This window comes from Mesorhizobium sp. WSM4815, from assembly GCF_055811575.1.
The window spans coordinates 555,996-579,315 of record NZ_JBVVQS010000101.1; the positions used below are offsets into that span (position 1 = coordinate 555,996).

General features: G+C 61.3%; 23 protein-coding genes. 16 read left to right on the forward strand and 7 right to left on the reverse strand.

Going from position 1 to position 23,320, the window contains the following annotated elements; genetic code table 11:
* Positions 1-98 precede the first annotated feature (98 nt).
* From AC0L2B_RS28145 to AC0L2B_RS28160, 4 genes are all read left to right on the forward strand, one after another.
* Positions 99-305, forward strand: a complete 207-nt coding sequence (locus AC0L2B_RS28145) for a hypothetical protein (RefSeq protein WP_023799550.1) — start codon at positions 99-101, stop codon at positions 303-305.
* A 115-nt stretch (positions 306-420) separates the two neighbouring features.
* A complete protein-coding gene (locus tag AC0L2B_RS28150; protein WP_473747661.1) occupies positions 421-1,773 on the forward strand; it encodes a Do family serine endopeptidase in 1,353 nt (450 codons plus the stop codon).
* Positions 1,774-1,933: 160 nt separating this feature from the next.
* Positions 1,934-2,371 carry a DUF2267 domain-containing protein gene (locus tag AC0L2B_RS28155; protein WP_091590070.1) on the forward strand — a complete coding sequence of 146 codons (438 nt, stop codon included), beginning with the start codon at positions 1,934-1,936 and terminating at the stop codon, positions 2,369-2,371.
* A 44-nt stretch (positions 2,372-2,415) separates the two neighbouring features.
* Complete coding sequence (locus AC0L2B_RS28160; protein WP_287119989.1) at positions 2,416-2,880, forward strand: YbhB/YbcL family Raf kinase inhibitor-like protein; 465 nt, start codon at positions 2,416-2,418, stop codon at positions 2,878-2,880.
* A gap of 24 nt (positions 2,881-2,904) precedes the next feature.
* Here the strand turns inward: AC0L2B_RS28160 and AC0L2B_RS28165 are convergent, their stop codons facing one another.
* Together AC0L2B_RS28165 and AC0L2B_RS28170 are read right to left on the reverse strand one after the other, a co-directional pair.
* The gene (locus AC0L2B_RS28165) at positions 2,905-4,380 is read right to left on the reverse strand and encodes an FAD-dependent oxidoreductase (RefSeq protein ID WP_473747662.1); all 1,476 of its coding nucleotides are present in this window, start codon (positions 4,378-4,380) and stop codon (positions 2,905-2,907) included.
* Between the two features lie 78 nt (positions 4,381-4,458).
* Entirely contained in the window at positions 4,459-5,364 is a 906-nt protein-coding gene (locus tag AC0L2B_RS28170) for a hypothetical protein (RefSeq protein ID WP_473747663.1), read from the reverse strand.
* A gap of 115 nt (positions 5,365-5,479) precedes the next feature.
* Between AC0L2B_RS28170 and AC0L2B_RS28175 the strand changes: the two genes are divergently transcribed.
* A complete protein-coding gene (locus AC0L2B_RS28175) occupies positions 5,480-6,619 on the forward strand; it encodes a ribokinase (RefSeq protein WP_473747664.1) in 1,140 nt (379 codons plus the stop codon).
* Positions 6,620-6,712: 93 nt separating this feature from the next.
* A complete protein-coding gene (locus AC0L2B_RS28180) occupies positions 6,713-7,465 on the forward strand; it encodes a hypothetical protein (protein ID WP_473747665.1) in 753 nt (250 codons plus the stop codon).
* A gap of 143 nt (positions 7,466-7,608) precedes the next feature.
* Here the strand turns inward: AC0L2B_RS28180 and AC0L2B_RS28185 are convergent, their stop codons facing one another.
* Positions 7,609-8,667 (reverse strand): LacI family DNA-binding transcriptional regulator, encoded by a 1,059-nt coding sequence (locus AC0L2B_RS28185; protein ID WP_473607228.1) that lies wholly within the window; start codon positions 8,665-8,667, stop codon positions 7,609-7,611.
* Between the two features lie 212 nt (positions 8,668-8,879).
* On the opposite strand from AC0L2B_RS28185, the gene AC0L2B_RS28190 reads away from it, so the two are divergent.
* The 7 genes from AC0L2B_RS28190 (at position 8,880) to AC0L2B_RS28220 (ending at position 16,467) form a co-directional block, all read left to right on the forward strand.
* A complete protein-coding gene (locus AC0L2B_RS28190; protein WP_023799541.1) occupies positions 8,880-9,869 on the forward strand; it encodes an autoinducer 2 ABC transporter substrate-binding protein in 990 nt (329 codons plus the stop codon).
* Positions 9,870-9,958: 89 nt separating this feature from the next.
* Positions 9,959-11,473, forward strand: a complete 1,515-nt coding sequence (locus AC0L2B_RS28195; RefSeq protein WP_473747666.1) for a sugar ABC transporter ATP-binding protein — start codon at positions 9,959-9,961, stop codon at positions 11,471-11,473.
* Positions 11,466-12,467 (forward strand): ABC transporter permease, encoded by a 1,002-nt coding sequence (locus AC0L2B_RS28200; protein WP_023799539.1) that lies wholly within the window; start codon positions 11,466-11,468, stop codon positions 12,465-12,467. Before AC0L2B_RS28195 ends, AC0L2B_RS28200 begins: the two co-directional genes overlap by 8 nt.
* Positions 12,464-13,459, forward strand: a complete 996-nt coding sequence (locus AC0L2B_RS28205) for an ABC transporter permease (RefSeq protein ID WP_473747667.1) — start codon at positions 12,464-12,466, stop codon at positions 13,457-13,459. Before AC0L2B_RS28200 ends, AC0L2B_RS28205 begins: the two co-directional genes overlap by 4 nt.
* Positions 13,460-13,464: 5 nt before the next feature.
* On the forward strand, positions 13,465-14,313 hold the full coding sequence (locus AC0L2B_RS28210; RefSeq protein WP_023799537.1) for a sugar phosphate isomerase/epimerase family protein: 849 nt from the start codon (positions 13,465-13,467) through the stop codon (positions 14,311-14,313).
* 4 nt (positions 14,314-14,317) lie between these two features.
* Positions 14,318-15,778: an FGGY family carbohydrate kinase gene (locus AC0L2B_RS28215; protein ID WP_473747668.1), complete on the forward strand. Its 1,461-nt coding sequence runs from the start codon at positions 14,318-14,320 to the stop codon at positions 15,776-15,778.
* Positions 15,775-16,467: a class II aldolase/adducin family protein gene (locus AC0L2B_RS28220; protein WP_473747669.1), complete on the forward strand. Its 693-nt coding sequence runs from the start codon at positions 15,775-15,777 to the stop codon at positions 16,465-16,467. Before AC0L2B_RS28215 ends, AC0L2B_RS28220 begins: the two co-directional genes overlap by 4 nt.
* A 73-nt stretch (positions 16,468-16,540) precedes the next feature.
* Here AC0L2B_RS28220 and AC0L2B_RS28225 read toward each other — a convergent pair whose 3' ends face one another.
* The gene (locus AC0L2B_RS28225) at positions 16,541-17,014 is read right to left on the reverse strand and encodes a phosphatidylglycerophosphatase A family protein (RefSeq protein WP_473747670.1); all 474 of its coding nucleotides are present in this window, start codon (positions 17,012-17,014) and stop codon (positions 16,541-16,543) included.
* A 268-nt stretch (positions 17,015-17,282) separates the two neighbouring features.
* On the opposite strand from AC0L2B_RS28225, the gene AC0L2B_RS28230 reads away from it, so the two are divergent.
* Positions 17,283-17,909: a CDP-alcohol phosphatidyltransferase family protein gene (locus tag AC0L2B_RS28230; RefSeq protein ID WP_473747671.1), complete on the forward strand. Its 627-nt coding sequence runs from the start codon at positions 17,283-17,285 to the stop codon at positions 17,907-17,909.
* 67 nt (positions 17,910-17,976) lie between these two features.
* Here the strand turns inward: AC0L2B_RS28230 and AC0L2B_RS28235 are convergent, their stop codons facing one another.
* On the reverse strand, positions 17,977-18,651 hold the full coding sequence (locus AC0L2B_RS28235) for a protein-L-isoaspartate(D-aspartate) O-methyltransferase (protein WP_473509634.1): 675 nt from the start codon (positions 18,649-18,651) through the stop codon (positions 17,977-17,979).
* 337 nt (positions 18,652-18,988) lie between these two features.
* On the opposite strand from AC0L2B_RS28235, the gene AC0L2B_RS28240 reads away from it, so the two are divergent.
* Both AC0L2B_RS28240 and AC0L2B_RS28245 read left to right on the forward strand, forming a co-directional pair.
* Positions 18,989-19,282 carry a hypothetical protein gene (locus AC0L2B_RS28240; protein WP_473747762.1) on the forward strand — a complete coding sequence of 98 codons (294 nt, stop codon included), beginning with the start codon at positions 18,989-18,991 and terminating at the stop codon, positions 19,280-19,282.
* A gap of 241 nt (positions 19,283-19,523) precedes the next feature.
* The gene (locus AC0L2B_RS28245; RefSeq protein ID WP_473747672.1) at positions 19,524-20,495 is read left to right on the forward strand and encodes a Vgb family protein; all 972 of its coding nucleotides are present in this window, start codon (positions 19,524-19,526) and stop codon (positions 20,493-20,495) included.
* A gap of 221 nt (positions 20,496-20,716) precedes the next feature.
* Here AC0L2B_RS28245 and AC0L2B_RS28250 read toward each other — a convergent pair whose 3' ends face one another.
* Together AC0L2B_RS28250 and AC0L2B_RS28255 are read right to left on the reverse strand one after the other, a co-directional pair.
* The gene (locus AC0L2B_RS28250; protein WP_473747674.1) at positions 20,717-22,867 is read right to left on the reverse strand and encodes a GDSL-type esterase/lipase family protein; all 2,151 of its coding nucleotides are present in this window, start codon (positions 22,865-22,867) and stop codon (positions 20,717-20,719) included.
* Complete coding sequence (locus tag AC0L2B_RS28255; RefSeq protein WP_473747675.1) at positions 22,864-23,145, reverse strand: hypothetical protein; 282 nt, start codon at positions 23,143-23,145, stop codon at positions 22,864-22,866. The genes AC0L2B_RS28250 and AC0L2B_RS28255 overlap by 4 nt, the downstream gene beginning before the upstream one ends.
* Positions 23,146-23,320 lie beyond the last annotated feature (175 nt).

Consider the following 23,320-nt stretch of genomic DNA (forward strand, 5'->3'; position numbering starts at 1 on the left):
TGTGACATGCCCGCAGATCTCGTCGGGGAACCTTTCTTGAGGGACATGGTTGGAATGTGCGGCTGAAAGAATCCGGGCCTGTGCCAAGGAGGTTCGCCATGAAGCTTCGCGAGTTGATGGACCAAGTGAAGGATCTGCCCCCGGATACCCTGGTCTGTGCCGCCGAGATTGACGAGGCCTTTGCGGCCAACATTGCCGGCATAGAAACAGTAGAAGGTGCCCGGATCGAAAGCCGGAAACCGGACGGCACCGAAGCTGTCGAACTCGCCAACGGGAACGACAGGGTTGTCGTAATCCGCTGGTGAACGCTGGCTCATGCCGGAGCGGTCGCATGCTTGATCACTGACGCTGGAGGAGTCGCAGGCCATGTTACCGGTATTGAACAAAAGACTTTGCGCCGGCCTGATCGCCGGAACTCTGATGCTCTCGGCCGGCGGCTTTGCTCCGCTCGCAGCTCAGGAAATCCCGAACGACTTCACGGCGATCGTGCGCGAGAAAATTCCAGCCGTGGTCGCAATAACGACCAAACAGATCATCCAGGACCAGGCGACGCTGGGCGACTTTCTTAGTCCTTTCGGCAGTCCCGGCCTCGGACCGGCGCAACCGCAGGTGCGAGAGGCTCTTGGTTCCGGCTTTGTGATCAGCCCCGAGGGGTACATCGTCACCAACAACCATGTCGTTGCCGATGCAAGCGAAATTCATGTCGTATTCTCCGACAAGGAGACGTTACCTGCGCAGCTCGTCGGCCGCGATCCGGCAACCGACCTCGCGGTGCTAAAGATCGACCCGCGGTCCAACATGACAACGACCGCCTGGGGGGACTCCGATGCAGTACAACCCGGCGCATGGACGATCGCTATCGGCAGTCCGTTCGGGCTCGGTGGGACCGTTACCGTCGGCGTGCTTTCGGCCCGTTCGCGCGACATCAATGCCGGTCCTTACGACGATTTTCTCCAGACCGACGCCTCAATCAATCGCGGCAATTCCGGCGGCCCCCTGTTCAATGCGCGCGGCGAAGTGATCGGGGTCAATACGGCCATCGTATCTCCCACAGGTGGCAGCATAGGGATTGGCTTTGCGGTACCATCCCGCACCGCCCGGAACGTCGTCGACCAGTTGATCCGCACTGGCCGGATCGAGCGCGGTTTCATCGGGGTGCGTCTCCAGGAGATCACCCCGTCGATTGCTGAGGCGCTTGGAATACCCGGCAGCAAGGGAGCGCTGGTCGCCTCGGTCGAACCCGGCAGTCCGGCAGAGCAGGCAGGCATACAGGCGGGAGACGTGATTACACGCTTTAACGGCAAGGACATCCAGAGCGTCCATGATCTGACGCTCGCGGCTGCGAGCCAAAAGCCGGGAACAAAAACGACGCTGACACGGAACCGCGGAGGCAGCCAACAGGAAATAGCTCTGACCATCGGACAACGCAACGATGAGGAGCAACAGACCAGCGCCGTTCCGAAGTCGGAAACGGCCGACACGCGTCTTGGATTGTCGCTCAGCGCAATCCCGGACGAGGCACGCCAGCAGCTCGGACTCCAGCCGGATACTACAGGCGTGTTCGTCCAGGAAGTGGCTCCAAACAGCCTCGCCGCCGAAAACGGCGTTCAGCCTGGCGATGTGATCGTCTCGGCCAACAACCGGGATGTGACACAGCCGTCGGACATCCAAGAGGAGTGGGCGAAATCCCGCCAGCTGAACAAGCCGATGTTGTTCCGCATCAGCAGGCAAGGGCAATCTCTTTTCGTTGCCGTGGCCACGGCCAAATCTTGACGGGCCAACTCTCGATGGAAACGCGTTAAGCTTGGCGAGCGTAAACTTGGCCGAATAGATCACACGCTTTCGCGAGAGGCGGCCTTTAGGGACGGGAACAACAGCCGACCAAGGCCGTTTCGTCCAATGAGTCATTCAACCTGTTGAAAGGAGGCTTCCGATGAGCGCCACCGGACTCGACGTATTCGACAAGACGCTGCAGACAACAAACATCTGGCTCGACGAGATCATGACCGAGATCGGACCGGATCGGCAGGTCGCATGGCATGTGCTTGGAGCGGTGCTCCACGCCTTGCGAGACCGCATGCAGCCGGATCTTGCCGCCCACCTCGGCTCGCAGCTGCCGATCCTCGTGCGCGGCGCCTATTACGACCAATATCAGCCCTCCACGACTCCCGAGAAGTTGCGGTCGCTCGATGAGTTCCTGGCCAAAATCAAGGCGGAGTTGGAATTCACCCGACCGGTCGATTCCAAGGATGCATTCAGGGTCGTATCCAAGGTGCTCGCTCACCATGTGGGAGAGGGGCAGATGATCAAGGTTTGGGAATCCTTGCCAGCAGAAATCAGGCGCGTCGCGGCAGCTCAACAAGCGGCGTGAAATAGCGCCAGATACAGTTGGTCTCATTTCTTGGGGAGATGGAAATGCCACTCACCCTTATCAGCCCTGCGTTCCCGGCGGGCGGGGAAATCCTTGAAAAATATACCCGCGATGGCCAGAACGTCTCACCACCGCTAAAATGGTCCGGTGTTCCGGACGGTACCAAGAGCCTTGTTCTCGTCGTGCAGGATCCCGACGCGCCGAGCGGGGTTTTCGGGCACTGGGCGGTGTTCAATATCCCGCCTGATGCCGGCGAACTTGCCGAGGCGCAAGACGGCAAGCCAGGCCCGTCGGCACTCAGGCAAGGCACCAACGATTTCGGCAATGCCTATTACGACGGCCCGCAGCCACCGGTGGGACATGGCGTCCATCATTATCATTTCCGGCTGGCCGCGCTCGACGTGCCGAGCCTCAGTGTGCCGGGACAGGCGGGCGTGCAACTCGTCTGGAAGGAAGCCCAGAAGCATGCGCTGGAGCAGACCGAGTTGGTCGGAACCTACGCACGGTAACACCGGGCTGTGCCGCCGCCTTTTCTACAGCGCGGCCGGGGCTAGCGGTTTTCGAGCCGGGCCATGGATGACCGAACCGTCGGCCGCAAAAATCGAGCCATGGCAGGGACAATCCCAGGTGTTGTCCGCATTGTTCCAGGTCACGGTGCAGCCCTTGTGGGTGCATGTCGCCGAAACCGGGTGGAGCACCCCTTCAGCGTCTCGCCACGCCGCGATCTTTTCGTCACCCCTGACGATCACACCGCCCATGCCGGGCGCGATGTCGTCGAGGCTTGAGACAATCGATTGGCTGCGGCCATTCTGGTGAAAGTCCTCGGGATAAGACCGCGCCGGGTCGTAGAGCCTTTGCCATGGACTCGGCTGCGCGCAGATCAGATCCGCGATCATCATGCCTGCGGCCGTTCCGTTGGTGATGCCCCAGGCGTTGAATCCCGTGGCGATATGAAAACCGGAGGCTTTGTCCGGATCGGGTTCGCCGGCATACGGAACCCTGTCGGCGGTATCATAGTCCTCATTGCACCAGCGCCACGCAACGTCCCCAACGGGAAGGCTCATTCTTGCCCATTGTTCCAGCTCGACAAACCGTTTCGCCACATCGCCGTCCTGGCCCGTGTCGAACTTGGGGCCGAGTGCGACAAGCTGCGGGCCTTCGGCGTCGCGGCCGGTGCGGATGGAATGCGTCGGGTCGTCGATGCCGATGAACATGCCGTCGACGGCAAGAGGGTCATCGATCCGAAACGCCATGGCAGTGTGGCAGCGCGGCTGGGTCCGGTTCGCCATGCCGACGGGGCTCTTCACTGTCATGTTGGTGGCGACGACCACATGCTCGGCGTGAACGGTGCCGCTGTCGGTAACGACGCGCCAGCGGCTTGCCTCGCCAATAGAGATCGCGCGGCTGTTTTCGAAAATCCGTCCGCCACGGGCCGTCACCGCTTGAGCCAGGCCAACCAGATACATCGCCGGATTGAACTGCGCCTGGTCGGAAAAACGCAGAGCGGCGGCCGTTTCGAAAGGCAGCGGCGCGCGCTCCAAAACATCGGCGTCCAGCCCAACCTGGCGCGCGGCCTCCGCCTCGGCCACGATCTCCGCGCGCCGGTTTGCATCGCAGCTGTAGGTATAGGCGTCCTTGGCCTCGAGATCGCAGGCGATGGCATAGTCGTGAACCCATTCCCGGATCTGCACGGCGCCGGCGGAATTTGCTTCGGCATAGGTCTGCGCCAGGTCCCGCCCAAAGGTGTCGATGAGATGGCGATAAATCAGCGCGTGCTGCGTCGTGATCTTGGCCGTCGAGCGGCCGGTCACCTGGCCGCCTGTCCGCAGGCCTTCGACGACGATCACCGACCGACCGGTCTCGCAAAGGCGAAGCGCCGTCGTGAGCCCGACAATCCCGGCGCCCACGACAACGGCATCGGCATGGACCGAGCCCTCGAGCGGAGAATAGTTCGTAGCGGTGGCTGCCGCCACCCAACAGCTTCCCGGTTTTCCCGAAAGAATGGCCATTTCACCGGCGTCCCATGCGTTGGATGCATCTCCATCGACAACCCGCGCCGGCGCGAAAACGTTCCGGATTTACCATCTTCAGTCGTTGTTTCCGGAAGCGACAAACGCACCGGGAAGGTGCGAGGTGCAAGCCATCACCCAAGTGATCGCCTCGCGATCGTAATCATCGCCGGAGCGCCAATTCTCGAAGAAAGTGTTCAACCTCCCGATGCGCTCGGGCCAGACGCCGGCGGCCTGCAGGCCCAGCGACACGCCGTAATTGGTGAAGGCGAATTTCGTATCGGGCAGCCACGGCGCGCGGCTGAAATAGCCCGGCGGGTCGACCCACATCGTTTCCAAATTCCGCAGCGAACGTTTCGTCTGCGCTTTGGCCCATGGCTCGGCGGGAAAAAAGTGGGCGAGCCACAGCATCATGCCGAGGCCGAGATCCTGTTCGATGTCGAGGGTGCGCCAGTCGCGCTCGATCAGGTCATGCATCTGCGCGATCTCGGGCGCCAGTGCGTCTTCATCGAGCATCCGGTAGGAGACGTAACCATCGTAGGCGTCCATGCTGCCGAGACCGTAGCCGGGATAAGGACCGCTCAAATCCTCCTGCATTTTCCAGATCACGCCGCGGCCGGGGATCACGAAGGCCGGATGGATATCGCGCGCCAGCGCAACGCCGCGCACGCGGTATCGCGGTTTCAGATCGCCGAGCCGCGCCAAGGCGAACAGCCACATCGCCAGGTAGTGGAAATACTGTCCGTCGCGATCTGTCGCTTCGCCGATTCTCAACCCGCGCGGACGACCGAGCACACGCTCGACGTCCGCCACAAGCCGTTCAGCCTCACCCAGCCAACGTTCCTCGCCGAGTGCCTTGTAAAGCGAGACATAGAGCACGACCCCAAAAGCATCGGTCCAGAGATAGCGCAGGCCGTTGGGCCAGATGCCTTCGGCGCGCATCCAGTCGAGTTTCCGCAGGACATAGTCAACGTCGCGCAGCATAACGCTGGTCTAGAGCCCGAACGGATAAGTATCGGGTGCTCCGGCCTTGGCATGCTTCGGCCCAGGCCGACCGGCTGTGGGCGCGTCGCAGTTGCGAGCATGCGGCATGTCGAGCATGTCTGCCTCCGTTCCGACTGGTCTGGGTCAGATCGCAAACGATCTGGGCGGCGGCGGGTTCCTTGGCCATCGCAGTAAGCCCCAGCCTGTTCCGCCGGCCCGACCCCGGAACCCTCCGTCTGTTCACGAGTTCCTTGGTCAGTCGCTCACTTCCGCACGAATGGTTGAGGAGGTTTCGTTGCCGCGCCCGATCGTGCTCTCGCTGGGCAGCATCAATGCCGATCTGCAGTTCGACGTTCAGGGCTCGCTTGGCGATGGCGGCACCGTTAGGGCCAGCGGCTTCGCCCAACGCGCCGGCGGCAAAGCCGCCAACGTCGCGTATTTCACCCATCGCCTCGGCGTTCCGACGAGGCTTATCGGGCGCGTCGGCGACGACCGTTTCGCGGAGATCGCAGTCGGTCCGCTGAAGGCGGCTGAGCTCGACCTCGGGTCCGTCGGCGTTAACAGCGACGTCCCGACTGGCGTTGCCATCGTGGTGGTTCCGAAGGACGGCACGAAAGCCATTCTGTCCGCGTCCAATGCCAACATGTCCTGGAGTGAAGCGGCCGTTGACAACGTCGTGGCAGCCATCAGGAATTCTCCTGATCGATCGATACTCGTTGCTGACTTTGAAATTCCCTTGCCCGTCCTGAATGCCGCTTTCGAGACGGCGCAAGAACGTGGGTTCAGGGTCCTGGTCGACCCGACATTCGCCGATCAAATCGATCGGTCGCAACTCTGTCGCTTCTGCGCGATTACGCCAAATCAGCAGGAGGCTTCGGATCTGCTTGGCCTGCCGATCGCCACCAATGACGATGCGGCCCGAGCGGCGCTCCAATTGAATGCGCTCGGGGTGGAGATAGCATGCGTCAAGCTCGAAGACGGCGGCTGCTTTCTCGCACTGGATCACGACGCAATGCAAATTCTCGCCCCGACGATCGAAGTGATCGACAAGACGGGTGCAGGCGACGCGTTTATCGCGGCAATGGCCGTCGCCTTGCTCGACGGCAAGTCCGCCTACGACGCCGCTTGCTGGGGCGTCGCGGCTTCGGCGATTGCCGTCCGGAAAAAAGGCGCACAGGAATCCTATCCATCAATGATCGAACTCCGGCAGATGATCGCGTCAGTCGAACGCTGCAACGGACGTGAATTGGTATAGGCTGATGCCATTACTGTCAGGCCGGCGGCCGAAGACTGCGCCGTTGCGGCCCGTGGCGAAGGTCACCTGCGCGCCCCCGGCAAAGCCTGAAGAATGGTTCGAGCCACCCGCATCCAGTATTTTGGCGATAAAACAATTCGTACCTTGTTTTTTGTCACTGCAATTGCCAACCATGGAAAGGGATTGATTCGGAGCTTGTCTATGCGTGGACTGCAAGTGGCCCTGGCTGCGGTGATCTTGGGCATTTCAGTCAGTTCTGGTCTCGCCGATGACAATTCTCCCTTTATCTATTTTGCGACCCAGGATCCTTTCGCAGACGGTTTGCCGACCAAGAACGATGTCTTTGTCTTTGGTGGCGTCTTTACGCGCGGGGCCTTCGGCGACGCGATCAATGTTTTCGGTGCCGACTACACCGACAACTATATAGTCGGAGCTGCATACGGTCGCGATTTCGTCGATATCGGCGCTGGCTTCGTTCTTGGTGGCGTCGCCGGCGCGGCCATAAGATTTGGCGAGGACGATGATACGACTGGCGAACTTTGGGCCGGAGCGCGACTGCGCCACCACGGCCTGGTCATTGCTGATTTGGCGATTGCGCCCGCACTGACTGCTGGGTTCAGTGCCGTTACCGGCCCTACCGAGATCGAGCGCGAACGCGAAATCGTCCACGATGGCGATGCATCATTCCTCGGCTTCGTTGGTGCGGAGCTTTCGTTCAGAGTGAGGCAGGCTCCCAACGTCGAACTCGTCTACCAACTCCACCATAGATCCGGCGCCGATGGCACGTTTGGAGATATGACAGAGGGTTCCAATGCGAACGCTCTTGGAATCCGTTATCGCTTCTGACGCTCGCTGCTGTAGACCTTTTTACAGGCGCCTACGCACCACCCAATTGGCTCGCGCTGAGGACGGCGACACTCCTGTGAGGGTCGGCACGATGAACCACTGAAAATCTCAAGGCCGTGTCGCCCTATAGCGAGGGGGCACCCTCAGGCTATATCCTTCAGCGTGTCCAGCGGCCCTTTCAATGCAGACCTGGGCTGGATCAACTCTGGCGCGATCAGGAAGGTCTGCGGTGCCGTCGGCGGTTCATCGATCAGCTCGAATGCCTTCGTGATCATCGCCTCAACATTCTGCCGCACCATGATTACGGGGAAGGGCAGGAAGGAGCCGAAGGGGTCATAGTCGTAGCAACCGACGACGAGTTCGCTGAACATTTCCGCCGGCCGGCCGGCCATGAAACGCAGCAGACCTTCCATATTGATCGACGAATTGATGAACAGCGCGCGCGGCAGCTTGCCACGGCATTGGTAAAACGCCTCGAAGGCACGCAAAGTTATATCAGGCGAATACCCGGAGGACTGCACACCATCGTCAGGGTCGGCGCCCAGCAGCGCCTTCTTGGTCGCATGGAAAGCGGCGATGCGTTCGCGGCTGGCGTGGTCGTTGCGGCCGCCAAACAGAAACAGCTCGTCCGGCCGCAGAGGATCGTCGTTGCCGAAGCGGCGGATGATTGCTTCCGTCAGCATCCGCGCGCCCTGATAATTGTCGCTGATCACCGAATGCGCCTTCGCTCCCGGCAGGTCGATGTTGATATGCCTCAGCCCCGCCAGTTCGCAGACCTCGTGCACGCCATCGGGATCGGTGGCGCCGACGATGAAGAGCTGGTCGATTGAATAGGAGATCAGCGTCTCCGCGGTCCGCCGTTCCTCTTCGGGGTCGCGGCTGGCACTAACCACGACCGGGCATTGGCCGCGGCTGCGCACATGCCCCTCAAACGTCTGCGCCATGGAGGAGAAGTAGCGATTGTCGTGGACGGGCAGCATCAGGCCGACCAGGCCTGATCGCGAGCGTCGCAGGCCTCGCGCTTGCAGATTGGTGGTGTATTGGTGGAGTTCGGCGAGGCCGAGAATTGTTTGCGCCGTACTTTCCTTGATGCGGCGCTTGCGCCAAGTGCCGTTCAGCACGGCACTCACGGTCGACGGCGAACTGCCCGACAGCACGGACAGGTCATAGATCGTCGCCTTCTTCTTGACCCGCTGATCCATCTGGCGCCTCCGGCGCGTCTATTTTAGAGCAATATCCCGCTTGACGAGAGCTTCTCGATGCACAATAGTTTCTGCACCATCGATTGTGCAAGCGAAAACCGGTGGATGATCGATGGGGAAGTGCCCCGTCTCTTTCGGGGAGGTTTCTAACGGCCGCCGTCGTTCGACGGCTCGAGTGTGTTCCCACTAGGAACGTTATGGGAGGAATACAGATGAAAAAGCTCTTGATCGCGGCGCTTGCCGTGACCCTTATGATTGGCGGATCATTCGCTGCGATGGCACAGCAGGCCGGCAAGGTCGGCGTCGTCGTCAAGATCGGCGGCATTCCGTGGTTCAACGCAATGGAGGCGGGTATCAAGGAGCGCGGCGAGAAGCTCGGGATCGACGCATTCATGGTCGGCCCGACCAGCGCTGATCCAGCACTGCAAGTTCGCGCCATCGAGGATCTGATCGCGCAGGGCGTCAAGGTCATCGGCGTCGTGCCGAATGATGCGAAAGTGCTTGAACCGGTCCTGCAGAAGGCCAAGGACGCCGGCATCATCGTCATCACACATGAATCGCCTGGCCAGAAGGGCGCCGACTGGGATTTCGAACTCGCATCTGCCACCGGCTTCGGCGAGGCTCACGCCAAGCTCCTGGCGGAGAAGATGGGCGGCAAGGGTGAGTATGCAGTGTTCGTCGGCTCGTTGACGGTGCCGCTGCACAATGCCTGGGCCGATGCGGCAATCGAGTATCTGAAGAAGAATAATCCCGACATGAAACTCGTCGGCGAACGTTATGGCGTCGCCGAGGATGTAGACAAGAGCCGCAGCACTGCGCTTGACCTGATTTCCGCAAATCCCGGCCTGAAGGGCTTCCTCGCCTTCGGCAGCCAAGGCCCGATCGGCGCTGGCCGCGCAATCGAAGAGCGCCGGAAGGTGGGCGAAATTTTTGTGCTCGGACCATTCTCGCCAGGCCAGGGCCGGAAGCTCATCAAAAGCGACGCGATCTCCGGCGGCTTCATGTGGAATCCGAAGCAGGCGGGCGAGGTTTTCGTCACGCTGGCCGATCATCTCATGAAGGGCAAAGAGATCAAGGATGGCGATACGATCGAAGGGCTTGGGACAGTCAAGCCGGACTTCGAAAACCGTAACATCATCGTCGATCAACTCGTCCCCATCAACAAGGATACTGTCGACGATCTCGCGGCGATGGGCCTGTAAAGCCTCCCAGGGCTAATGGCAGTCGGGCCCGGCCTCGAACCGGCCCGGCTGCAGGATTGCAAACGCGATTGGATCCAGGTTTCGACTCGATGGCTGATCAGGCACTCGATGGCGCCGCACCACGGCCGCTGCTGTCGCTCCGCAACGTCAACATGACGTTCGGCGGCGTGAAGGCGCTGAAGAATGTCAGCTTTGAGGTGTTGCCGGGCGAGGTGCATTGTCTTGCCGGCGAGAACGGCTCCGGCAAGAGCACGCTGATCAAGGTCATTACAGGCGTGTACAAGCCCGAGGCGGGCGCCGAAATCGATTATGATGGCCAGAGCTACTCCCATATGTCGCCGGTTACGGCGCAGGCCAGCGGAATTCAGGTCATCTGGCAGGATCTCGCCCTGTTTCCCGAGATGACTGTCGCCGAGAATATCGCGTTCCAGACCGTCATCGGCCGCTGGCCGCGGCTGGTGAACTATGCCGAGATGCGTCGGGTCGCGATCAACGCCTTGCAACGTCTTGGTGTTACCTTCGATGTCGATCTGGCACTCCACCACTTTCCCATCGCACAGCGGCAGATCGTAGCAATCGCCCGCGCCCTCGTCGGTGAGGCAAAGCTCGTCTTCATGGACGAGCCGACGGCGTCGCTCACCCAATCCGAAACCGACTATCTGCTGGACGTTGTGCGCAATCTGTCGGCGTCGGGTGTCGCCGTTGTGTTCGTCAGTCATCGCCTGGCGGAGGTTCTTGAAATCTCCAGCCGCGTCACCGTGCTGCGCGACGGCGCCCTGGTTGGCGTCTATCCAACCAAAGGCCTGACCCAGTCGCGCATCACCGAGTTGATGACGGGCAAGACCTTCGACTATTCCGTCCTGCATCGGGATTTGAGCAGGAGCCCGGTCATGCTTGAGGTCAAGGGACTGTCGCGGCCCGGCGAATTCGACGACGTGTCCTTGACAGTCCGGCGCGGCGAGACGCTCGGCATCACCGGGTTGCTCGGGGCAGGGCGCACCGAATTGGCGCTGACATTGTTTGGCATGCGCAAGCCGAAATCGGGCTCTGTCGCCTTGGATGGCAAACCCGTTCGCTTCGGTTCCAACCGTGACGCGATCGCCGCCGGCGTCGCCTATCTTTCGGAAGACCGGCTGTCGCTCGGTCTCATTCAGCCCCAGGCAATCGCCGACAACATGGTCATCGCCTCGCTGGACAAGATCCTTTCAGGCGGTTTCATTTCGAGCGATCGCAAGCGATCTCTGGTCAATCGCTGGATAAGGGACCTCGGCGTCAGGATCGGAAAGCCGGACGACGCGATCTCGACCCTGTCAGGGGGAAATCAGCAACGTGTCGCCATTGCAAAATGGCTTGCGACCGACCCGAAGCTGCTTATCCTCGACGCACCGACTGTCGGCGTCGATGTCGGCGCGCGCGCCGGCATTTTCGACATCGTTTCCAAGCTGGCGGACAGCGGCCTGGCCATTATCCTGATCTCGGACGAGGTGCCTGAAGTCTATTTCAACGCGGACCGTGTGCTGCACATGGCTCAGGGGCGCATTGTCGGCGAATTTACGCCGGGCGCTACGACCCTCCAGGCGATGGAGGAGGCGGTCTATGCGTAGGTTTGTCCGCTCCCACGCAACGGAACTGGCTTTGCTCGCCGTTATCGCAGTCATCTGCGTCTTCCTTTCGTTCGCGACAGACCGGTTCTTCACCCTCGGCAACGCGTTTGACCTTCTGAACACCAGCTCGGTCAACATCATCTTCGCCGTTGGCCTGCTGGTCGTGCTGATCGCCGGCGGCATTGACATTTCCTTCGCGGTTGCTGCCTCCGTTGTGCAATATCTGACCGCGACCGTCCTCGGCTGGATCGGCGGCGGGAATTGGATTGTCGGCTTCATCATCGCTGGCGCATTGGGCGTCGCGTTGGGCTGCATCAACGCCTTCCTGATCCACGGGTTCAGGATCATCTCGATCGTCGCCACGATTTCGACTTTCAACATTTTCTTCGGCTTGCTGATGTTTTTCACAGGCGGCGTGTCGATCTACAACCTGCCGGACTGGCTCACCACCCGCGTCGTGCTGTTCGAGCGAGAGATGGCTGACGGGACCTGGGCGGAGATCACCCTGCCTGTGCTCATTATGGCCATATGCGTGTTCGCTACCTGGGCGTTGATCACGCGCACCACCACTGGCCGCCAACTCTACGCATTTGGCGACAACCCGGAGGGCGCGCGCCGCTTCGGCATCAATATCGGTGCCATGCAATTTATCGCCTTCGGCTGGCTTGGCCTGATGGCGGGTATCGCCGGCCTCGTCCAGGCGCATTACGCGCAGGAGGTTGTGCCGAATGCCCTTTATGGGCGCGAACTCGACGTCCTGGCAGCGGTGGTCCTTGGCGGTGCGCGGCTCGGCGGCGGCAAGGGCAGCGTGCTCGGCTGCATTCTGGGCGTTCTGTTGGTCTCGATCACCCAGAACGGACTAAATTTGATGGGCGTGTCGCCTTTCGCGTTCAAGATGATCGTCGGCGCCATCATTCTTGCCGCAATCACGCTTTCGAATACCAGCATCGAACGCCTGCTGCCGTTCCTGAAAAGCCGACGGGTGCCTTCATGACGGTTTTGATTGAACGCGTCCGCAATGCGCTCGGCCCCGAACTTGCAGGTCCGTTTGCCGCGTTCGTAGCTGTCATGATCGTGTTCGGTTTTGCCGCGCCGAACTTTCTTTCCCGCGCTACCTTTGGATCCGTCGCCTTCCAACTGCCGGAACTCGGCCTCCTCACACTCGCCATGCTGCTGCCGATCCTGACCGGCGGCCTGAACCTGGCCATCACCTTCACGGCCAACATGGCCGGCTTGACGCTGGCTTGGGTACTGCAAAGCCAGGGAGGCGTCGACGCGGGCGTCGGCGCCTTCCTCCTTGGCTCGGCCCTTGCCATCGCGGTCGGCGCACTGAGCGGGCTGATCATGGGGCTCGTCATCGCCTACACCAAGGCTCACCCGATCCTGGTCTCGCTGTCGATGATGATCTTCCTGCGCGGTCTCGGCGAATTCCTGACGCGCGGCGGCGACGTGTCAGGCATTCCGGGCTTCCTGGCGCCGATCGGCTACGGTTCGATTTTTGGCATCCCGGTGCCGTTGCTCATCTTCATCGCTTGCGTGCTGATCTGGCACGTCTTGCTGACGCGCATGAAGCTAGGCTTCAACACCTACATGATAGGCTCCAATATCGAGGCCACACGCTATTCCGGTATCAATACGCGCAAGGTGCAGGTTCTCGTCTACACATTGTCCGGCGCGATGTGCGCGGTGGCCGGCATCATCATGCTGGCGCGCTTCAATTCGGTGCGTGTCGGCCACGGCGAGTCTTACCTGCTGATCACCGTGCTTGCCTGCTTCCTTGGCGGGGTCAATCCGTTCGGCGGCTTCGGTCGGGTGATCCCGGTCTTCGTTGCGCTCGTCGTGCTCCAGCTTCTGTCCTCGGGACTCAACCTGATGGGCGCGAGCCAGCACCTTGCGACGGCAGTCTGGGGCATCCTGATGATCACGGTGATGATCCTGCGCTGGCTTGCCGGGCGCCTCAAATTCCTGAACACAAACAGAGGGTGAGTTAGATGCATGGTTTTGGGGTCCACACCTCGATGTGGACGATGAACTGGGACCGGGCCGGCGCAGAGAAGGCGATCGCGGCTTCCGTCAAATACGGGATGGACTTTATCGAGATCGCGCTTTTGAACGCGCCGGCGGTCGATGCCGCGCACACACGCGCCTTGCTCGAAAAGCACAATCTTCCTGCCGTTTGCTCGCTTGGCCTGCCGGAGCGCGCCTGGGCCTCGGTGCGTCCGGATGCCGCCATCGAACATCTCGAAGTGGCGATCGACAAGACTGCGGAAATGGGCGCGCTGGCGCTTTCCGGCGTGATCTTTGGCGGTATCGGCGAACGCACCGGCCTGCCACCGACCGAAAAGGAATACGACAATATCGCCCATGTGCTGACCGTCGCCGCCAAGCACGCCAAGAAGCGCGGCATCGAGCTCGGAATCGAGGCGGTGAACCGCTACGAGAACCATTTGATCAACACCGGCGCGCAGGCCGTCTGGATGGTCGAGAAAGTCGGGGCCGACAACATTTTTGTTCATCTCGACACCTACCACATGAACATCGAGGAGAAGGGGGCCGCCAACGGCATTCTGGCTGCCCGCGACCACCTGAAGTACATCCACTTGTCTGAGAGTGATCGCGGCACACCAGGCACCGGCAACTGCCCCTGGGACGAGATTTACGCGACGCTGGCGGCGATCGGTTTCAAGGGCGGACTGGCCATGGAAAGCTTCATCAACATGCCGCCGGAAGTCTCCTACGGCCTCTCGGTCTGGCGGCCGGTTGCGAAGGACGAGGCCGAAGTGATGGGCAATGGCTTGCCGTTCCTGCGCAACAAGGCTCGCCAATACGGTCTGATCTGAGACGATGGGTGACGGGCAGAAGGCGGACGGCGCAAGGATCGCCGTCTTCGATGTCGGCAAGACCAACATAAAGCTCTCCGCAATGACGCTCGACGGCGTGCTCGTGGAGAGCCTCTCTGTCCACAACGAAGTGCGGCCCGGTCCACCTTGGCGGCAGCACGATCTCAACGGCATTACCGACTGGCTGTTCGGCTCGCTCGCCACTTTGTGCCGACACCATCCGCTGGAAAAGGTGGTCGGCACCGGACATGGCTCCGCAGGGGTCTTGGTGAACGCAGATCCCGACGAGACTTGTGCCCTGCCGATGATTGACTACGAGCAGGATTTGCCGCCTGCAATTCGCGAAGGCTACGCACCGCTTTCGGGCGATTTCTTCGATCGCGGCAGCGCGATCATGCTGAAGGCTGCCCACCAGGCGCGCCAGCTGTACTGGATGCAGCAGGTTGATCCGGAGCGCGTCGCTCAGGCTCGTTGGTATCTGGGCTTGCCTCAATATTGGGCCTGGCGGCTGTCAGGCGTGCCATCGGCCGAAACGACGATCCTCTCGGCGCAATCCCATCTGTGGAACAATGTGCGCAAGCAGTGGTCGCCCATTGTGGCGGGGCAGGGATGGCAGCGCCTCATGCCACCATTCCTTCCGGCCTGGGAGAGGCTGGGGCCAATCCGGCACGATCTGGCGCGCCGGCACGGCATACCGGAAGAGCTCTCTGTCCTGACCGGCGGCCACGACAGCAGCCTGAACCTCTACCGCTATCAGGCGGCAGGCATGCACGACGGCTGCGTGATCTCTACCGGAACCTGGATTGTCGGAATGTGCGCGGCGACACCTCTCGACCGCCTCGATGAAAATCGCGGAATGGTGCTGAACAGCGACGTGACAGGACGCCCGGTCGGCGGCGTTTTGACCATGGGCGGACGAGAGTTCAGTCATGTGGCAGGGCAGGGGCAAGAAGGAACTGCGGCCGACGCTGCGCTGGTCAGTTTGCTGATTGAGCGCGGCACCTTCGCATTGCCGTCGTTCGGCGACGATGACGGCCTGTTTCCGGGCAGCGCTGGGCGCGGCCGGTTTGAAGGGCCGCCCGCAGAACCCCCTGCAGAGCGCAAGGCGCTCGCGGTGCTCTACGCCGCGCTGCTGACGGTGGAATGTATCGATGCGCTGAACGAAACCGGGCTGGTTGCATTGGATGGCACCTTCCTGCGAGACCCGCTCTACGCCACGCTGGTTGCGGCGCTGCGGCCAAACGCCGAAACGGTCTACAACCTCGACTCCTATGGCACCGCCTCGGGTGCGGCGCTGCTTGGCGAACACGAAACGCGTGACACGCCGGCTCCGATCGCGCTCAGCCTGCCGACTGCCTTTGCCGGCGATCGTGAGACGCTCGCTGCCTATGCACAGCGGTGGCGCGACCTGGCGAAGCGAAACAACCTGCAACGGGCCAAGACCAGCAAAAGGAACGATCGATGACTGATGACAGCGCTCTGCGCCGCGAGATGGTGGATGCTTGCCGCCGGATAAACTCAAGCGGCATCAACCAGGGCAATGCCGGCAATTTGTCGGTGCGCTCTAGCGACGGTTTCCTGATCACGCCCTCGTCGCTGCCCTACGAAACGATGACCCCCGAAGACATCGTCGAGATGGGCTTTGACGGCACCTATGTCGGCCGACGGCCCTCCTCGGAGTGGCGCTTCCACCGTGACATTTTGAGGGAGCGGCAGGAGATCGACGTCGTGCTGCATTGCCACTCGCTCTACGCCACGACGCTGGCCTGCCATCACAAGACGATCCCGAGCTTCCACTATATGGCGGGAGTGGCTGGCGGCACCACCATCCGCTGCGCGGAATACGCAACCTTTGGCACGCAGGCCTTGTCCGACAATGCCTTGGTTGCGCTCAAGGATCGCCTCGCCTGCCTGCTCGGCCAGCACGGCCAGATTTCGCTCGGCAAGACCATGGAAGCGGCGTTGTGGCTGGCGAACGAGGTCGAAACCCTGTCGCGCATGTATGTCCAGGCGCTTAGCCTTGGCGAGCCGCCGGTCCTTTCCGACGAGGAGATGGCGCGGGTGATCGAGCAGATGAAGAAGATGAGCTATGGCCAGGCGCCGGATCCGGAGGGAACGAACGATTTGGCGCGGCCGCGCGACGCTGCGGTCTAGCGCTGCTCCGGCAGATTTTAGTGAAGAGGTCTGTTTTCGCGCTGGGTGGCAGGTGAAGACTGAGATGTCCTCCTTACGGCAAACGGTGAATCAAATCGTTCAGCAAAAGCAGCGACGCGCCGGCGAAGACAGCCGCAGCCGCGTCGTCCAGCATGATGCCGAGTCCACCCCTTACCTTTTCATGCACGACGCCGATGGGCCAAGGCTTGGCGACGTCGAAGAACCGGAAAGCAAGGAAACCTGCTGCCCACCAGACCGGGTCGAGCGGCAGCATGGAAAGCGTTGCGGCGGTGCCGAAGGTCTCGTCAATAACGACGATCTGCGGATCCTCCGTCCTGGTATGGGCGACGACACGCGATGACGCCCATACTCCCACGGCGAAAAAGGCGAAATAGGCGAGCACGATCAGCCAAGGCGATGCAGGTATCAGGACCGCGGCAACGGCCACTCCTACGCCCGCGCCGGCGGTGCCCGGCCATACCGGAGATAATCCCGCGCCGGCAGAGGTCGCGAGCAGGTAAGCAAGCTTAGGCAGTAATTTACGCATGGCGTTTCGAACGGCTTCCCGGTGAATTGCGGATATGCGTTGTATCAGTCTTTCCGGTTACTTCCGCTAATGCGGTCGCGCAAAAGCATGCCCTCGGGCGTGACCCGGTCAAGGCCGCGACGCGCTATAGACCGCCAGTCGATTTTTGCGACAGCGGACACAACGGGCATTGCGCTGACCACCTCGATCGGCGCCGACGGGCTGGAACGAACCCTCAATTTGCCGGTTAAACGTCGCGGAGCGACATCATCAGAGGAGCCAAGTCATCATGATCGCCGGTCTCATGAAACGCCGTATCGACCCGCTATGGGAGCACGCCGCCTCTCCGCTGATCGGGATCGGCATGACCCCGAACCAGGTTACGTCAGGCGGGCTGGTGCTCGTCGCCCTGTCGTGCGCCGCCTATCTGTACCACCAGTCGAGCCTCGCCTTTGGCCTTTGCCTGGCATTTGCCTTCACCTTCGACGCGCTCGATGGGGCGGTTGCCCGTCGCAGACACATGAGCACCAAGGCGGGTGGCTATTTCGACGCCATGGCCGACCGTTATCAGGAACTTGCCGTGTTTGCGGCAATAGGCTGGGTCGCCGACCTGTGGGCGATCGCCATGCTCGCGTTCGCCGGCGGACTCCTCACCAGCTACGCCAAGGCGCGGACGGCGATCGAAATCCCCATAGAAAACCACGCGTGGCCGGATTTCTTCGAACGGATGGAACGCCTGGTGTTCATTTGCGTGCTGTTGGTCGCCGACGGCTTGGCGACCGCCATGGGCGCCGCTTCGCCCTGGATTCTGGCGGGCGGGTTCGCGCTGTACGCACTCGTGGCCAACGCGACAGCGCTGCAACGGATCAATCGCGCATTTGCGATGCTCAAACGAGCCGACGCGAAGCAGCCGTGAGACGGCGAAATCCCATAAGGATGAGGCGGCCCGGCGCTCCCTGCGTGCCGGATGTCCGCACCCCTCGTTAGACCGTTTCGAGCCGGCTGAAGCGAACCGGGATGATTTTGCGGGTCTTCAGTTGTCCTGCCGAATCCTTGTCGATGACCGTCAGCAACTGCCCTTGTTCAGGGCCTACAGGCATAACCAGGCGGCCCCCCGGCTTGAGCTGCTCGAGCAAAGCCGGTGGCGCCCGCCCCGCCGCGACGCTGACCAGGATCTTGTCGAATGGAGCGTGCTCGGGCCAGCCGCGAGACCCGTCCCCGACACGAATGCTGACATTGGATAGACCGAGGTCCTGCAGCAGAGCCTCGGCATGGCTTGCGAATTCCTCGATGATCTCGACGCTCCAAACGTGCCCGGCGAGTTCCGCGAGGATTGCGGTTTGGTAACCCAGGCCGGTGCCGATCTCGAGCACCGCCTCGTGCGGTTGGAGAGCAAGGAGATCGGTCATGAGCGCGACGATGAACGGCTGCGAGACGGTTTTGTCGAAGCCGATCGGCAGTGGCATGTCCTGGTAGGCATAAGGCGCGACCGAGCTTGGCACGAACAGATGGCGCGGCACCTGCTGCATCGCTGCCATCACCCGTTCATCGAGCGCCGCCTTGCCGAGCTCTTCGCTTGCAAGGTCGGTATGGATTGCAATCATCTCGACCATGTGCCTGCGCAGCACTGCGAGGTGCTCTTCGTTCATTGGCTTCATGACCGTCGGGCTTTCTTCAACCTGGCTTGCTGCCAGATACGCTTATATCCTGTTCGTCACAGCAACGCCCGTCATCGTTTCCAGTTGCGGATGGCCCACGGCGACCGGAGGTAATTTTGGCCTTGCGTCTGGTCGATATCGGCGGCGGCCCTGGAGATCCGATGCCATGCCGCTATATCTGTATGTCCTAAAGCGCGTCGCGTTTGACCGGCCTCATGCGACGCACTTTAGGTTGTTGTCTTATGCATGTCGTTATCGCAAAACCGCTGCACGCTTTTGCGCGACATGCATCAGATCGCGGGTGATCGCCGCCCATGCACATCACGTCGGTGGAAAAATGGATCTGCAAGCCTTCAGAGGTTCGATTGCGAAATCACAGCCGCCCGCCGGCTTGAGTCCTGCCCTGCAGGCGCTGTGGTGGGATGCAAAGGGCGATTGGGATAAGGCGCACGAGCGTGCACAGCTACGCGACGATACGGCTTATATGCGCGTGCATGCCTTCCTCCATCGCAAGGAAGGCGATCAATCCAATGCGGAGTATTGGTATCGTCGCTGCGACGCCGCGCCGTCGACTTTGACGCTTGATGAGGAATGGCAAGAGTTGGCGCGGGAACTTTTGCGGCAAAGCTGACGCCTTCGGCACGCCAAGTCCAATTGCGGGCCGCGGTTGCGTCGTCGTAACGCAGGTTCCCACGATGCTACCGCCTATCGACGATTCTGGGCTTGCAGGCCTAGGCGAGGGCAGGGGCTGCACTAGCTCCTGACTTTGATCAGCAAGCGGCACGGCGAGCCCGCCATCTCCGCAGTGGCGCGAAAAGGATACGTGGATCGCTCGCTGTGCAAATTGAAACGCGCGATGTGAGGAGTTCGCCATGTTTCGTACGATTGCGTCGGCGCTGTTCGCCGCGCTGCTCTGCTCGGTGGCCGCGCGTGCCGCCTCGGAGGAGGTCCGCTACTATCCCGTTCCGGAGGGCGCCGGCCCGCACGATGTCGCTCCGGCGCCGGATGGTTCCGTATGGTACACCGCCCAGGCACAGGGCGCGCTTGGGCGACTCGATCCTGATACAGGCGCGGTCAAGCACATCACCCTTGGCGACGGTTCGGCGCCGCACGGCGTGATCGTCGGTCCCGACGGCGCCGCTTGGGTGACCGACGGCGGCCTCAGCGCCATCGTGCGCGTTGATGCCGAAACGGAAGCGGTGAAGGCCTTTCCGCTCCCCGAGGGGCACGGCTACGCGAACCTCAACACCGCTTCCTTCGACAAACACGGGAGGCTCTGGTTCACCGGGCAGGAGGGCATCTACGGCAGGCTCGATCCGGCGAGCGGCAAGGTCGAGGTCTGGAACGCTCCGCGCGGTCGCGGCGCCTATGGGATCACAACCACGCCGTCCGGTGAGGTCTACTACGCCTCGCTCGCCGGCAACCATATCGCCAGGATCGATGTTTCGACCGGCGAGGCTTCCCCGATCGACCCGCCGACCGCGGATCAGGGCGCCCGCCGCGTCTGGTCGGATTCCAAAGGCCGCATCTGGGTCAGCGAATGGAACGCCGGCCAGGTTAGCGTCTTCGATCCGGCCGCAAATGACTGGCGCAGCTGGAAGCTGCCCGGAGACGAGCCCCAGGCCTATGCCGTCTATGTCGATGAACGCGACAAGGTCTGGCTCACCGATTTCAGCGCGAACGCCATCGTCCGCTTCGACCCGGCAACGCAGACCTTCGCGAGCTTCCCGTCCGACCGCGACAACGCCAACGTGCGCCAGCTCAACGGGCGCTCCGGCGAGGTATGGGGTGCGGAGTCCGGTACCGACCGCCTTGTCTTGATCGAGACCGAAACGGGCGAATAAAGCAAAAGAGGTCTAATGCATGTCGCGCAAAAGCATGCCCTTGGGCCTGACCCGAGGGTGTGCAGCGGTTTTGCGATAACGACATGCATAAAAACAACAACCTAAAGCGCGTCGCATGAGGCGGCCAAACGCGACGCGCTTTAGCCAACGACGAAGGGCAATTTGCGCGAAGAGACCGCATGTCAGCGACTGTCTTTGACATAGCGTAGGGAGATGCCGCTCTACACGAAGAGAAAATCGCTGTTCGAGATGCTTGCGACGAGGACACCGTTTAGCGAGAGCGTGTCACTGTCGGAGAAGACGACCAGCGTGTCGCTCCCGACCTGCCGGAGTTCGCTATATCTTTGGTAGCCTGAAATCTCCAGGAGATCATCGCCGGAAAAGTCGAAGTCGGTGACGGTGTCGTGGCCATGGCCGGCGGCGAAGACGAAGCTGTCGTTTCCCGTTCCACCGATGAGGATATCGGCGCCAAGACCACCGACGAGCCGGTCCGACCCGCCGCGGCCGTCCAGCCGATCTGCGCCGCCGAGGCCTTCGAGCGTGTTCGCTGCGCCGTTGCCCACCATGGTGTTGGCGAGTTCGTTGCCTTTTGCCGCCAGATTGGCAGCTGACCTCAGGAAGAGGTTTTCGACGTTGTCGGCCAGGGTCCAGTTTATATAAGCATGCGTCTCGTCGAAGCCGCCATTGTTCTCTTCGATGGTTTTGTCACCGGCATTGTCGACATGGAAGACGTCATCACCCGCGCCGCCGACAAGCGTGTCGGCGCCCGCTTTTCCGTTCAAGATATCGCTGCCGCCCATTCCATAAATGACGTCCGCACCGGGACCGCCGGTAAGCGTATTGTTGCCGTCGTTGCCTACGATTGACCCCGGCGGCGGCTCGTCGAGTGGATCGATCCAGAGGAAATCCGCACTGCTCAAGGAGGCGCTGGTCACGCCTTTGAGGAGAACGGTGTCGCTGTCGGAGAAGACGACCAGCGTGTCGCTCCCGACCTGCCGGAGTTCGCTATATCTTTGGTAGCCTGAAATCTCCAGGAGATCATCGCCGGAAAAGTCGAAGTCGGTGACGGTGTCGTGGCCATGGCCGGCGGCGAAGACGAAGCTGTCGTTTCCCGTTCCACCGATGAGGATATCGGCGCCAAGACCACCGACGAGCCGGTCCGACCCGCCGCGGCCGTCCAGCCGATCTGCGCCGCCGAGGCCTTCGAGCGTGTTCGCTGCGCCGTTGCCCACCATGGTGTTGGCGAGTTCGTTGCCTTTTCCCGCCAGATTGGCAGCCGACCTCAGGAAGAGGTTTTCGACGTTGTCGGCCAGGGTCCAGTTTGTATAAGCATGCGTCTCGTCGACGCCGCCATTGGTCGCCTCGATGGTTTTGTCACCGGCATTGTCGACATAGTAGACGTCATTACCCGTGCCGCCGACAAGCGTGTCGGCGCCGACCCGGCCGATGAGTTGGTCGGAGCCGCCGCGGCCCTCCAGCAAATCATCGCCAGCCAGCCCATCCAGCACATTGGCTCCCTCGTTTCCGCCGAGTTGGTCCGCAAAGGAAGAGCCTGTAAGATTTTCGATGCTGGTGAAGGTGTCGCGGTCGCTTCCGATACCGGTCCCGTCCAGGCCGAGATGTTGTTCCAGGGCGGCCATCCAATGTGAGGCGATTTTTGCATAGCCCCCGGCAGTCGGATGCAGCCCGCTGTCAAGCGGCGGCGCGGTGATGTCATCCGGTGTCAGATCACGCATGTCGACAAAGGCGATCTTGTGCCCCTGTGCGGCCAGTTCAGAGATCAGACCGGGCATTGCATCATTATACGCATCGACACGGTCTGCACGCGCTTGCGACTGTTGGCCGACGCGAACGGGAGGCAAGGAACCGACGAAGACGGTCAATGCGGGATCGCTGGAGGTCAGGCTGAGCAAAAGACTGCGCAAATCCTGCAGCATCGTTGGCACGCTGTCGGTCGAGCTGTCATTTGTTCCGGCAATCAGCAGCACGGCATCGGGTTTCGTAGCGGCCACAACATCGTTGTCGATGCCGTTCAGTTGATTGAGCGTCCAGTTGCGGTGACCCTCGTGATCCCGATCGCCCATGCTGGCGGGTCCGTTGGACGAGGAACCGACGAAGTCGATCTTCACATTGAGTGCCGCCAACTGTTCCAGCATAAACTTCCGATACCCGCCGCTTTCGGTATCGGAAGAGCTCGCGATCACTCCATAGGTAATGGAATCGCCCAGCGGCAGTATCGACAGCAACTTGTAAGCATGGCCGGAAGCCAAATCGGCGGTGACTCCACGGGGCGAAGCGCCGTAATTGACTGCGTCCGAACCGGCACCGCCGATGAAAGCGTCCGGACGGCTGCTGTCATAAAACACCGTCATGGTATTTTCTCCCACTGGCAAAGCTGCTCACGGGCATGACCGCCTGGGCCGATCGTGCAATTCAACGATCTGCCGGCGTCCTCGTCCCGGATATTGCTGTTTGCGCGGCGTTCGAGCTGCCGATCACGCGTGCTGTGGCGCCACAATCCGAAGGGAACACGAACTTTTCTCCGTCCGACGAACTGGTGCAGGAAAAAGGCTGAATCGAAGCCAGCGCCGATCACGACGATACCATGGTGCTCGTCGGCGACCTGTTTGGCCCGGGTGTCGAGTACCATTTTCCATGGCCTCTTCAGCCACTGACCTGCACCTGACGCCGATGCGATCGGTTTTCTGCAGGTCAGCGAGACAAATTCAATGTTGCAGCGCACTCTTAGGCACTGCAACATAATATTTGCCACTACTTTGGGTAGATTGGCAACATTTTTTTGAGCCTGCAATACCCTGGCTCGA